This window comes from Streptomyces chlorus, assembly GCF_042655885.1.
GTDB lineage: Bacteria > Actinomycetota > Actinomycetes > Streptomycetales > Streptomycetaceae > Streptomyces > Streptomyces chlorus.
The window spans coordinates 248,007-259,461 of record NZ_JBHSOA010000003.1 but is presented as its reverse complement, the minus strand read 5'-3'; the positions used below and the strand labels follow the sequence as shown (position 1 = coordinate 259,461).

Annotated in this window: 11 protein-coding genes and 2 pseudogenes; 9 read left to right on the top strand and 4 right to left on the bottom strand. The window is 70.9% G+C overall.

Annotated elements, in window-relative coordinates:
* Window positions 1-53: 53 nt before the first annotated feature.
* Window positions 54-548, bottom strand: a complete 495-nt coding sequence (locus ACFPZI_RS01580) for an FBP domain-containing protein (RefSeq protein ID WP_381357063.1) — start codon at window positions 546-548, stop codon at window positions 54-56.
* Between the two features lie 232 nt (window positions 549-780).
* Here ACFPZI_RS01580 and ACFPZI_RS01575 point away from each other — a divergent pair, with 232 nt between their 5' ends.
* The 3 genes from ACFPZI_RS01575 to ACFPZI_RS01565 all read left to right on the top strand — a co-directional run bounded on the left by ACFPZI_RS01575 (window position 781) and on the right by ACFPZI_RS01565 (window position 3,367).
* Complete coding sequence (locus tag ACFPZI_RS01575; RefSeq protein WP_381357061.1) at window positions 781-2,070, top strand: ROK family transcriptional regulator; 1,290 nt, start codon at window positions 781-783, stop codon at window positions 2,068-2,070.
* An 82-nt stretch (window positions 2,071-2,152) separates the two neighbouring features.
* Entirely contained in the window at window positions 2,153-2,386 is a 234-nt protein-coding gene (locus tag ACFPZI_RS01570) for a hypothetical protein (RefSeq protein ID WP_381357059.1), read from the top strand.
* A gap of 741 nt (window positions 2,387-3,127) precedes the next feature.
* On the top strand, window positions 3,128-3,367 hold the full coding sequence (locus ACFPZI_RS01565) for a hypothetical protein (protein WP_381357057.1): 240 nt from the start codon (window positions 3,128-3,130) through the stop codon (window positions 3,365-3,367).
* A 204-nt stretch (window positions 3,368-3,571) separates the two neighbouring features.
* Here the strand turns inward: ACFPZI_RS01565 and ACFPZI_RS01560 are convergent.
* Both ACFPZI_RS01560 and ACFPZI_RS01555 read right to left on the bottom strand, forming a co-directional pair.
* Window positions 3,572-4,120 (bottom strand): annotated as a pseudogene (locus tag ACFPZI_RS01560) (VanZ family protein); the annotation flags it as partial.
* A gap of 93 nt (window positions 4,121-4,213) precedes the next feature.
* Window positions 4,214-4,876 (bottom strand): DUF4230 domain-containing protein, encoded by a 663-nt coding sequence (locus ACFPZI_RS01555; protein WP_381357051.1) that lies wholly within the window; start codon window positions 4,874-4,876, stop codon window positions 4,214-4,216.
* 260 nt (window positions 4,877-5,136) lie between these two features.
* Between ACFPZI_RS01555 and ACFPZI_RS01550 the strand changes: the two are divergent.
* Window positions 5,137-6,078 (top strand): annotated as a pseudogene (locus tag ACFPZI_RS01550) (ribose-phosphate diphosphokinase); the annotation flags it as partial.
* Window positions 6,079-6,091: 13 nt separating this feature from the next.
* Here the strand turns inward: ACFPZI_RS01550 and ACFPZI_RS01545 are convergent.
* Complete coding sequence (locus ACFPZI_RS01545) at window positions 6,092-6,499, bottom strand: anti-sigma factor antagonist (protein WP_381357048.1); 408 nt, start codon at window positions 6,497-6,499, stop codon at window positions 6,092-6,094.
* 405 nt (window positions 6,500-6,904) lie between these two features.
* Here ACFPZI_RS01545 and ACFPZI_RS01540 point away from each other — a divergent pair, with 405 nt between their 5' ends.
* Genes ACFPZI_RS01540 through ACFPZI_RS01520 form a run of 5 tightly spaced genes read left to right on the top strand, consistent with a single transcriptional unit; the run spans window position 6,905 to window position 11,393 of the window.
* Window positions 6,905-8,797, top strand: a complete 1,893-nt coding sequence (locus ACFPZI_RS01540; RefSeq protein ID WP_381357045.1) for an ATP-binding protein — start codon at window positions 6,905-6,907, stop codon at window positions 8,795-8,797.
* Window positions 8,794-9,204: a roadblock/LC7 domain-containing protein gene (locus ACFPZI_RS01535; RefSeq protein WP_055594348.1), complete on the top strand. Its 411-nt coding sequence runs from the start codon at window positions 8,794-8,796 to the stop codon at window positions 9,202-9,204. Before ACFPZI_RS01540 ends, ACFPZI_RS01535 begins: the two co-directional genes overlap by 4 nt.
* The gene (locus ACFPZI_RS01530) at window positions 9,201-9,572 is read left to right on the top strand and encodes a DUF742 domain-containing protein (RefSeq protein WP_381357042.1); all 372 of its coding nucleotides are present in this window, start codon (window positions 9,201-9,203) and stop codon (window positions 9,570-9,572) included. The genes ACFPZI_RS01535 and ACFPZI_RS01530 overlap by 4 nt, the downstream gene beginning before the upstream one ends.
* Window positions 9,553-10,155 (top strand): GTP-binding protein, encoded by a 603-nt coding sequence (locus ACFPZI_RS01525; protein ID WP_381357039.1) that lies wholly within the window; start codon window positions 9,553-9,555, stop codon window positions 10,153-10,155. Before ACFPZI_RS01530 ends, ACFPZI_RS01525 begins: the two co-directional genes overlap by 20 nt.
* Window positions 10,155-11,393: a cytochrome P450 gene (locus ACFPZI_RS01520; RefSeq protein ID WP_381357036.1), complete on the top strand. Its 1,239-nt coding sequence runs from the start codon at window positions 10,155-10,157 to the stop codon at window positions 11,391-11,393. The genes ACFPZI_RS01525 and ACFPZI_RS01520 overlap by 1 nt, the downstream gene beginning before the upstream one ends.
* Window positions 11,394-11,455 lie beyond the last annotated feature (62 nt).

Below are 11,455 nucleotides of genomic sequence, written 5' to 3'. Positions count from 1 at the left end.
AGGGACCCCGGGGGACGCGCGCGGACCGATGGCCCACCGGAGCCCCCGGGACGTCACACCTTGTCGAGGAAGGCGTACAGATTCCCCAGGGTGCGGGCGATCTGCTCGTCGAGCGTGAGGGTCTCCTCGATCCGCATTCCCGACTCCGGCACCTTCCGGCCCCGCAGATAGAGGGAACACGCGAGGTCGGCGCACATGTAGGCGCCCACCGAATTGCCCTCGCGCCCTGCCGCGCCTGCCCGGCGCGCGGTCATCAGACTGACGCCCCCGCGCGGATGCGTCGTCAGGCACAGCGAGCACATGCTGCGCTGCAGATAGCCGCGTCGCGCGGGCTGGAACCGCAGCGCCACCCCGACCAGACGTCCCTGGTCCGCACGCTCGGTGACCAGGTAGGTGCGGTCGGGCGCGCCCGGATCCCGCCAGCCCAGGAAGTCCAGATCCTCCCAGACCCGCTCCCCGAGGTCGCGCGGCACGAACAGACGCTTGGCCTCACCCTTTGAGCAATTGACGAAGGAACCGCGTATGTCCTGGTCGGTGAGTGATCTCATGGGGTTCTCCGGCGTTCTCCTGGTACGGCCTGCCGAAACCAGGAAGGCCCGGGTTTCCTTCCCACGGTAAGGATCTCGAAGGAGCCCGATCCAACGGTTTTCCGGGGGCGCCGAGACGGTGTGAGCGGACAGCTTTAGTTCACCACATTAAATAAGGGTGCGAGAAAGTCGCGCCGAGGCGGTTCCCGACGGTATGTTGCAGGTCGGTCAGGGGTTCGGGAGGAGCAGCCACATGGCGGGGCGGAACGGGCGCACGGTACGCGACCTCAGGCGGGCCAATCGCGGGGCCGTGCTGCAGCGGCTCTACTTCGACGGACCGCTCAGCCGCTTCGAACTCGGCCCGGCGACCGGGCTCAGCTCCGGCTCGGTGAGCAATGTCGTCGCCGACCTGATCGGTGACGGCCTGGTCGAGGAGGCCGGCAGCGTCGACTCCGACGGCGGTCGTCCGCGCACCCTGCTCCGGGTGACACCGGGCAGTGGCCACATGATCGGCGTGGACGTCGGCGAGACCCGGGTCCGCGTCGAACTGTTCGACCTGACGCTCACCGAACTCGCCCGCGCCGAGCGCCCACTGGAGCAGCAGCGCTACGAGGTCGACGTCATCGTCGACCACATCCACGCCGGAATCACCGAGGTGCTCGCCGCCGCCGGCCTCGCCCCCGAGCGGCTGCTCGGTGTCGGCATCGGCGTCCCCGGCATCGTCGAGCACACTCCCGACCGGGGCGCCGTCGTGCACGGGCAGACCATCGGGTGGGACGCCATCGAACTGGAGTCCCTGCTGCGCAGCGGCTCGCCCCTGCCCGACGGCGTGCCCTGCTTCATCGACAACGGGGCCAGGACCCTCGGCCAGGCCGAGATGTGGTTCGGGGCGGGACGCGGCGCGCGCAACGCCCTCGTCGTGCTCTTCGGCTCCGGCGTCGGTGCCTGCCTCGTCACCCCGGAGGCGGAGCACGGCCGCGCGGTCGAGTGGGGGCACCTGACCGTACGAGTGCGGGGACGCCGCTGCCGCTGCGGTGCGCTCGGCTGCCTGGAGGCCTACGCGGGCGCCGAGTCGCTGCTCGCCCGGTGGCGGGAGGAAGGCGGCCGGGTTCCCGGAGGCGCCGACGAGGAGACGGCGCTGACCGCGATGCTCGCCGCCGCCTACCCTCCAGACACCGCCGCCGCCGACCCGGTCGCGCTCGCCGTGCTGGAGGAGACCGCCGAGTACCTGGGCGCCGGCCTGTCCGACCTGATCAACCTCTTCCAGCCGGAACGCATCCTCATGGGCGGCTGGGCCGGCCTCCAGCTCGGCGCCCGTTTCCTGCCCGCCGTCCGCAAGCACGCCCTGTCGTACGCGCTGCGCCATCCCGCTGAGAACGTGACGATCGAGCTGGGCAGCCTCGGCCCCGACGCCGTCACGGTCGGCGCCGCGATCCTGCCGCTCGCCGACTTCTTCGCCCGCGGCGGACGGCGCCCCGATCCGGATCCGGAATCCCCGCCGCCCGCCTGGCGCAGAGCTCTGCGGGAACGGACGCCGCGCTGAGCGTTTCGCCGGGTGCCGCGGCGGTACCCGCGGGGCACGCGTACGGAAGAGCGCAACGGCCTACGGAAGAAGGGAGCGTGCCGTGACCGACCACCGCCACGAAGGACCGGGTGAGAACGGCCGGGGCATCCCCCGGGATCTGCCCGACCAGCAGGCGGGCGAGGGCGAGGACCCCTGGGAGGTCGCCCCGGATGCGCCCGGTGAGCGGCAGCCCGACGTCCCCGACACGGACGAGGCCGGGACCGGTCGGCGGGGCACGCCGCACTCGGCCTCCGCCGACCCGGAGCAGCCGGTACCGGACGAGGCCTCCGGGTAACGCGCATCGCGGACCCGTACGACGGGGCGTGCCCGCGCAGCGGGGAAGTCCCCGCCCGGCCCCGCCCGCGGACGGAAAAGAGGAAGCCCCGACCGCGACGGGGGAATCACGGTCGGGGCGGCTCGGTGGTGGGTACGGAAGGCGGTCGCCTCTCGGCGAAGGCTCCACAGGGCTTCAGCCGAACGATCGTCCCTGTGGGCGGAAGATGAGGCCCGGGGACACTGTTCCTACCGCACCCACATTCTCTTCAACGGGATACGGTCCCGATGTGTTCCAAGTGTTATGGATGAATGCTCCAATTTTACGGTGATGTGCGCCACCCCTGCCCGGGTGCCCTCGCGAGCCGTACGGGTGCGGGCTCACCGGTCCGTCACCGCGGATGCCACGGAGGGCACCACGCGCCCCTGGTCCAGGCCGGCAGCTGCTCCAGTGACCCGGCCGCCGCCCCTGGGCGCGCCTCGCCGCGCCCAGCCCGGTCAGCACCCGGGCGGCGGTACGGAAGGCCCGGACGCGGTACGTCGGTGCCAGGGACCGCTCCAGCGGAAAGGCGATCCGGTCCAGCGCCTCGACGGGACTCATGGGGGCCGCGCCGCGTGTGCCCAGGGGAACCCTGGGCACACGCGGCGGCACGACGGACGGGACCAGGACAGCGGCCGAAGGCCCCCACGCGCCCGCTCGAATCCCCTCCCGCCGTCGGCACGCAACCCGCGCTCGCCCGGTTTGCGTTCTACGCTCGTATGCATGACCGAAAGCGCGAGCCTGTACATGACCCATCCACGGATCATGGTGCTCGGCGTACAGCCCGGTACGCCGCCGTTCCGGATCGTGGAGATCGACGGAGAAGTGATCGGCGAGGCCAAGACCATCACCGACGTGCTGCTGGCCGCCGCCGCGTTCGGGATCACCGTCCATGATCTCGACGACCCGGACGTGGTCCGCTGGGTCGGCGGGGACAAGTACACCTGGACCCTGCGCCGGTAGGCGCCGCGGCGGACGCCGCTCCTGCCCGGCGTGCGGCCCGGGTCATGCCTCCGCCTTGGTCTCCGCCTTGGACTTCGCCTCGGTCCCCGCCCTGGTCCAGGCCCTGCCCCTGCCCTTCGCCTTGCCCCGCAGCCCGCTCTGCGCCTTGCCCTTCGGCTTGGCGGCCGGCTTGGCCTTGGCCTTGGTTTTCGGCGCGGCCTTGGCCCTCGGCCTGCGTGCGTGCACGGCCATGCTGAGCCGGCGTCCCAGCATGAGGTATCCGATCAGCGCCCCGCCGGTGTTCAGGATGACGTCGTCGATGTCGAAGGCACGACCGGTGATCAGCGCGCCCTGCGCGAACTCCACCATCAGCATCACGATCCCGGTCAGCAGCAGCACCTGCACGAATCCGCGGGTGCGTGGCGCCAGCACCGGCGCGAGGACGCCGAAGGGCACGCCCAGCAGGAGGTTGCCGCCGACCTGGCGGGCGGCGTCGCGCAGCGCGGGCTGGTCCAGATAGGCCCGCAGGGAACGGCCGGGATGCAGATTGGTGTGGATCAGCGCCTCGGAGGCGGGGGAGGGCTGCAGCGTGAGCCGGGCCAGCGCCACCGCGAAAACGACCATGAACGCGAAGGCGCAGAACATCACGAGCAGCCGGACCGGCAGCGGGAGCGGACGCCGCTCGCTCCCGCTGCCTCCGGTGCCGCGTCCGGGCGGGGCGCTGCCCGGCTTCCGGCGCCACGCGAAGCGCGGGCGTGAGACTGTACGGGTCATTCCGTCCTCCGACTGTCAACTGCTGTCATGGATGGGATGGGCCGGTCGCCCGGGGCGCCGTCGTTACGCCGGCGGTGCGGACACCGCTGCCGCTCAGTCGCCGTAGGAGACGTCCACCTTCGTGAACCCCAGGGAGCGCAGCAGACCTTCGAGCATCCCCGTGGTGTTGCTCTCGGCACGGGTGGTCAGTTCGCTCTCCTTCGCCGCGGAGCCGATGTGCCGCACCGCGAGCTTCTGCACGGCCTGTTCGCTGTTGGGGTTGTCCGAGAAGAGGTCACCGAGACGGTCGAGCAGCCCGCGCTCCTTGGAGACGGCGTAGGAACGCTCGGGGTCGAGCGCCGGAGTGCCGAGGCGGGCGTGCGGCAGCCGCAGGGTCGCGGACGTACGGTCCTCGTCGACCTGTACGTCGTCCTTGCCGAGCTTTCCGAGGTCGACATAGGCGTCGACGGTGCCCGCGCCCACGTACAGGGTGCGGCTGCCGCGGATCGCGTCGGGCAGGAACCTGGTGTCCTTCTCCAGGTCCACCACGACCTGGAAGTTGCCGGTCGCGGCGTCGTACCGGCTGATGTCCTGGATGGATTCCAGCAGCGCGGGACCGGAGCGGTCATGGGTCTCCGTACCGAACAGGTCCTTCAGACCCGGCAGGACGCTCAGCCGGATCCCGGCGAAGAGCACGGCGAGCACCACCACCACCGCGGTGAGTACCTTCGCCCAGCCCGGCATGCGCCCGGGGAGGCGTCTGATGGGAGTCGTCATGGTGACGGCCCTCCTTTCTACTGACCGAATGCCCCTCACTTCACGGAACAGACACGGGAGTTGAGGTGTGAAGGGCGCCGCGGGGAGCATGCGGGGGCGCACGGCGTGCCGGGAGTTTTGGAGGAGTCGTCGAAACGATGGTCGAAGGGGTCATCGGACGGTGTCCCGCGGTGACCGGACGGCGGCGGCCCGGGGGCCGGGGCCAGTGGCATGAGCCTTCCGGTCGACATGATCATTCAAGGAGCCGACCCGTACGAGACATCGCCGTGTTCAGCGGCAGTGCCCATCCGGAACTGGCGGCGGAGGTCTGTACGCATCTCGGCGTGCCGCTCAGCCCCGTCCGGGCCAGCAGGTTCGCCAACGACTGTCTGGAGGTGCAGCTGCTGGCCAACTGCCGCGAGCGCGACGTGTTTCTGGTGCAGCCACTGGTCAGACCGGTACAGGAGCACCTCATGGAGCTGCTCCTGATGTGCGACGCGGCCCGTGGGGCGTCCGCCTCCCGGATCACCGTCGTGATGCCGCACTACTCCTACGCCCGCTCCGACAAGAAGGATGCCCCGCGCATCTCCATGGGCGGACGACTGGTCGCGGACCTCCTGGTGGCGGCCGGAGCGAGCCGTGTCCTGGCGATGACCCTGCACGCACCGCAGGTGCACGGATTCTTCTCGGTGCCCGTCGACCATCTGCACGCACTGCGCGAACTCGCGTCGCACTTCGGGCGGTACGACCTCAGCCGCACCACCGTCGTCTCGCCCGACCTGGACAAAGCGAAGGAGGCGGCGGCGTTCGCCCGTCTCATCGGGGCGCAGGTCGCGGCCGGGGCGAAGCAGCGGTTCGCCGACGACCGGGTGCGGATCAGTTCCGTCATCGGCGAGGTCGCCGGGCGGGACGTCATCGTCCTGGACGACGAGATCGCCAAGGGCAGCACGGTGCTCGAACTGCTCGACCGGCTACGGGAACTGGGCCCCCGCTCGATCCGGGTGGCCTGCACCCACGGCCTGTTCGCGGCCGGGGCGCTCAAGCGGCTGAGCGAGCAGCCCGACGTGCTGGAGATCGTGTGCACCAACACCGTCCCGGTGCCCGCCGAGGAGCACACGGACAAGCTGCGGGTCCTGTCCATCGCCCCGGCGCTCGCCGAGGCGGTACGGCGCATTCACAACGGTGAGTCCGTGAGCGCCCTGTGCGACGCACCGCCGACCGAATGGCGCTCGCTCTTCACACCGGGCCCGGCGTGGCCTCGGGCTGGTCCAGGGCCGCGTCCAGGGTCGGCCGCGGAGGCAGCAGCCGGGCCAGACCGGTGATCCGCAGCACCCGCAGGGTCAGCGCGTCGGTGCACACCAGGTGCAGACTGCCGTGCTGCTCCAGGACCCGCTGCCGGGCGCGGTACAGCAGGCGCAGACCGGAGGCGTCCAGGAACTCGACCCGGGTCAGATCGATCACGACGCGGCACTTCGGGGCCGAGGTCGCCGCGTCCAGGTGCGGGACGACCTCCACCTCCGCGACGACGTCGATCTCGCCGCGGAAATCCAGCACCGTGTGTCCCCGGTCCTGACGGACGCGGAGAAACCGGGTAGGCGGTGCAGGTTGGTGCCGCACCACGCCATCGCCTCCAGCCTGCTTCATGCACGGACCGGGCCCCAACGCCAGTCCTCGCACTGCAAGTTACCCCCAGGCGCATGGATGTGGGCATGTTTGATCGTCATATGTCTTCGAATTGCGACCGAGTTCTTACGAATCTGGCCAGTCCGGTGCCGCGTGGCGCGGTCACGGGCGGCCCAGGACCTGCCTGGATGGTCAACTACCCAGAAGGATCAAGCCACTTGCACTTACCACCTCTCCTCGCAGGCGTGACGGAACCCTCACTTCCACCACCTCCCGAACTTGATCCTTTTGCGGTCGGAACAGATAAGCTCCTTACTGGCGCTGCGAGTTGAAGCGATCGCGCCGCGCCGGTTCGCGATACGTGCCCATGAGTGCGGTCCCCTTGCACACCCCCCGTGTCTGATCGTCTTGCTTCGAAGGATGCAGATGGAACTCGCCACTTTGCCACCGGCGGCGCGGCCCCCTGTCGCCTGGTACAGCTGGTGGCTGATGCCGCTGGGCCTGGGTGGCGGGACGATCGCCGCCACGTTCATGAGCTCGGAGCGAATAACGGCCGCCGTCGCCGGCGCCGCCGCCACCGCGGTCGGCGCGTTGTGCGTACGGCTGCTGCTCCGCACCCGCACCCGGCTGTTCCGGGCCGAGGAAGCCCTCCGTGCCGCACAGGTCGAGCAGTCGCAGAAGTCACTGCAATGGCAGGAGCAGGCGGCGGGCCTGGAACGGGACTTCGCCGCCGAGCGCACCGTCCAGGAGAAGCGATTCGTCGGACAGAGTGCCGTGCACGAACGGCTCCTCGCCGAGCGGAGCACCGCCCATGAAAACCAACTCGCCCAACAAACGCAGGACTTCGAGGCACGGCTGGCCGGATTGACCGAGCGTCACGAAGCCCGGATCGCCGAGCAGGCCGAGCACCACGACGCACGACTCGCCGAGCAGGCCGAGGCCGTGGAGGAGCGGCTGGCGCATCAGCTCGCCGCGGTGGCCCGGCTCGCCGACGAGCAGTTGCCCGAGGCGATCGAGCGCCTGCGCGCCGGTGACGCCATCGACGACCTGCTGCCGAGCGTCCACCAGTGCGCCGAGGCCGGCGCCGAACTCCAGGCCGAACTGCGCAAAATACTGCGGATCTCCCTGATGGCGCTCGAGGAGGAGTTCGACCGCTCCACCTCCGCCGAACAGGCCGTCATCAGCATCGGCAACCGCATCCACGTGCTGACCAGTAAACTCCGTGGCCGGCTGCATGAGATGCAGGGTGAGCACGGCCGCCTCCCGGCCGTCGCCCGGGGTCTGATGGAACTCGACCAGGAGATAGGCCCCGCCGACTGTCTCGCCGCCAGCGTCGGCGTCCTCGGCGGCTCGGACCGGCCGGGCAGGCAGTGGCAGGAGCCGCAGCGGCTGCTGAGTGTGATGCGCGGCGGCATCGGCCGGATCAAGGACTTCCACCGCGTCCAGCTGCGCCGGCTGCCCGAACTCGGCGTCGACGGCGGCCTGGTGGACCACCTCACGCTGATCTTCGCCCACCTGCTGGACAACGCGGCGCGCTACTCACCGCCCACCGAGCCCGTGGTGGTCTCCGGCAGGGAGGTCCCGAACGGGGTCGGCGTCGAGATCCAGGACTCCGGCAAGGGCCTGAGCGAGGAGAAGAAGCGCGAGGCCGAACACGCCCTCGCGGGCACCGCGCCCGGCGCGGGCATCGGCGGCATCACCGAGGACGCGAACATCGGCCTGCGGGTCGTCGGCGTCCTCGCCCGCCGCTACGGCATCCGCGTCACCTTCGCCGACTCGCCCTGGCTCGGCACCTCGGTGGTGGTCGTCGTGCCGCACAAGTACTTCAGCCCGCTGCCCGCGGCCACCGAGGCCGCGGCCGCCCCCGCTGCCAGGACGCCTGCCGCGGCGCCCGTCCTGCCGTGGACCGCGGTCACCGACGACGGGGAGGCCGACCTCTGGCCGGCCGACTCCGCCGAGGCACCCGGCTCCGACACGTTCCCCGCGTCCGCCGGGACGGTGGACACCACGCCCGGCGGGCTGCCCCGGCGCCGCAGCAGCAAGCGGGCCGAGGCGGAGCCGCGGCAGACCGGACGGTCCGAGCGCGGCGGGCGGAGCACCGTCACCGCCGTACCACCGGACGCGTCCTTCACCGGACTCGCCGCCTTCGCCACCGCCGGCCGCGACATCGCGGGGCGTGACGTGGGCGAACGTGAATCCGCAGAACGCGAATCCGCGGAACACGACACCAGCGCGGCGCCCGGGGCGACCGCCGGTGACACCTCCGCAGGACGTGAGTACACGAAGCACCGCACCGAGGAGAGCGACCACACCCCATGACACACCAGGGAAACGACGTGAGCTGGGCGCTCCGCGATCTCGTCGAGAGCATCCAGGAGATCCGCTTCGCCCTTGTGGCCTCCAGCGACGGCAAGGCCATCACCTCCTTCGGGGCGGAGGACCCCGACGACGTGGACCGCTTCGCGGCCGTGGTCGCCGGCCTGCAGGCACTGGCCCAGCCGGTCGCCGAACAGTTCCCCGCCTACGCGGGGCAACTGCGGCTGGCGATGATCGAGGTCGACGGCGGCCACCTCTTCGTGGTCCGGGCGGGCGTGGAGACCTACCTCGGTGTCCTCGCCCGCGAGGGCTTGGACCAGGGCCTGCTCGGACACCAGATGAGGGACCTCGCCCGCAGAATGGGTGAGCTGCTCGGCACCACTGTGCGCCAGGAGGAGCACTCTGGATGAGTGCTCCCCGCCGGCCGTCGGACCCGTCCGGTCTCGAGCGCTACTACGTCCTCACCGGAGGGCGCAGCGGACCGGGCGATTCGGCGTCGAGCCTCGACGTGGCGACCCTCGTCGTCTCCCGCTCGGACCCCGTTCCGGGGATGCAGCACGAGCACGAGGAGATCGTCCGGCGCTGCCGTGAACCGCTCTCGGTGGCCGAACTCGGCGCCCACCTCGGGTTGCCGTTCAACATTCTCGCCGTACTGCTGTCGGACCTGCTGGACGGAGGCCGCGTCGAAGCCCGTGACCCCATTCCGGCCCACGACGCCGGCCGCGGGCCCGACCTCGCGCTCCTTGAGGAGGTACTCAGTGGACTTGAAAGGCTTTGACCAAGCCGGTCGGCATACGGCCGGGGACACCCGCTCGGTGAAGGTGATGATCGCCGGCGGCTTCGGTACCGGAAAGACCACGATGGTCCGGTCGGTCAGCGACATCAAGCCGCTCACCACCGAGGAGACCCTCACCCAGGCCAGCGCCGGCGTCGACCGGCTCATCGGCGTCGCCGACAAGACGGAGACCACCGTCAGTCTGGACTTCGGCAAGATCGGCATCAACGACAGCCTGGTGCTGTACCTGTTCGGCACGCCCGGCCAGGAGCGGTTCTGGTTCCTGTGGAACGGGCTGTTCAAGGGAGCGCTCGGCGCGGTCGTCCTGGTCGACACCCGGCGGCTGGCCTCCAGCTTCCGGGCGATCGAGGAGATGGAACGGCAGAACGTGCCCTTCGTCATCGCCCTCAACGTCTTCCCCGACTCCAAGGACTACCCGGTGGACGAGATCCGGGACGCTCTGGACATCCCCGGACATATCCCGGTCGTCGCCTTCGACGCCCGCGACCGGTCCGCCAGCCGTGACGTGCTCGTCACCCTCATCCATCATCTGCGCGACCGCTCGGCCGCGGCCGTGGAGTCCTGATGAGTGACCCGAGCGAGAACACCCGCGGCTGCCCCGTCGCCCACCACGGCGCGGACCCCGCCCGACTGTACGGGCCGGACCTGGCCACCGACCCGGCCGGCGTCCAGGAACGGCTGCGCAAGGAACACGGACCGGTCGCCCCGGTGCTCTTGGAGGGCGACGTACCGGCCTGGCTGGTGCTGGGCTACCGGGACATCCGGCGGGTCCTCGACAACCCACGCCAGTTCACCCGGGACGCCCGGATCTGGCGCGACCAGCGCGACGGGCGGGTCGCGGACACCTCACCGCTGGTCCCGATGCTCGGCTGGCGCCCCGACTGCGTCTCCCAGGACGGCGAGCCGCACCGCAGGCTGCGCGGAGCCGTCACCGACGGACTCCAGGCCGCGGCCGGCCGTGGCATCCGCCGGCACGCGACGCACTTCGCGAACAAGGAGATCGACGCCTTCGCGGACACCGGCCGCGCCGACCTGGTGAGCGACTACGCCGAATACCTGCCGATGCTGGTGATCACCCGCGTCCTGGGGCTGCCCGAGGCCGAGGGACGCGACCTGGTCGAGTCGTGCGCCCAGGTCCTCAAGGGCGGCGAGGACGCGGTCACGCACGACAGCCGCATCCAGAAGATCCTCGGCGCGCTCGTCGTCCGTAAGCGGTCCGAACCCGGCAGCGACCTCACCACCGCCCTGCTGGCGCACCCCGCCCGGCTCGACGAGGAGGAGGTGGTCAGCCATCTGCGCCTGGTGCTGATCGCCGGCCACACCACCACCAGCAACCTGCTCGCCCGGGTACTCCAGCTGGTCCTCACCGACACCGCGCGGCTGTCCGGGCTGATCAGCGGCCGGCTGAACATCTCCGCGGTGGTCGAGGAGGTCATGTGGAACAGCCCGCCGCTCGCGGTGCTGCCCGGCCGGTTCGCCACCAGCGACCTGGAGATCGGCGGTCACCGGATCCAGGAGGGCGATCTGCTGGTCCTGGGCCTTGCGGCGGGCAACCAGGACCCGGAGATCCGCCCGGACTCCGGGGTGTCCGTACAGGGCAACCAGTCGCATCTGGCGTTCAGCGGGGGACCGCACGAATGCCCAGGCCAGAACATCGGCCAGGCCGTCATCGAGATCGCCGTGGACGTCCTGCTGCACCGGCTGCGGGACCTGCGCCTGGCGGTGCCGCCGGACGAGCTGTCCTCGACCGCCTCCACCTGGGAGACCAGGCTGGACCGCCTGCCGGTCGAGTTCAGCACCTGACACCGGGCGACGCCGCAACGGCCGCCGCGCCGGCCACCGTGACCGGCCGTGCTGTCCGGCCC

Coding starts and splice junctions, on each gene's coding strand:
- ACFPZI_RS01520 (WP_381357036.1), top strand. CDS start 10,155: ATGAGTGACCCGAGCGAGAACACCCGCGGCTGCCCCGTCGCCCACCAC.
- ACFPZI_RS01540 (WP_381357045.1), top strand. CDS start 6,905: ATGGAACTCGCCACTTTGCCACCGGCGGCGCGGCCCCCTGTCGCCTGG.
- ACFPZI_RS01535 (WP_055594348.1), top strand. CDS start 8,794: ATGACACACCAGGGAAACGACGTGAGCTGGGCGCTCCGCGATCTCGTC.
- ACFPZI_RS01555 (WP_381357051.1), bottom strand. CDS start 4,876: ATGACGACTCCCATCAGACGCCTCCCCGGGCGCATGCCGGGCTGGGCG.
- ACFPZI_RS01545 (WP_381357048.1), bottom strand. CDS start 6,499: ATGAAGCAGGCTGGAGGCGATGGCGTGGTGCGGCACCAACCTGCACCG.
- ACFPZI_RS01575 (WP_381357061.1), top strand. CDS start 781: ATGGCGGGGCGGAACGGGCGCACGGTACGCGACCTCAGGCGGGCCAAT.
- ACFPZI_RS01580 (WP_381357063.1), bottom strand. CDS start 548: ATGAGATCACTCACCGACCAGGACATACGCGGTTCCTTCGTCAATTGC.
- ACFPZI_RS01565 (WP_381357057.1), top strand. CDS start 3,128: ATGACCGAAAGCGCGAGCCTGTACATGACCCATCCACGGATCATGGTG.
- ACFPZI_RS01530 (WP_381357042.1), top strand. CDS start 9,201: ATGAGTGCTCCCCGCCGGCCGTCGGACCCGTCCGGTCTCGAGCGCTAC.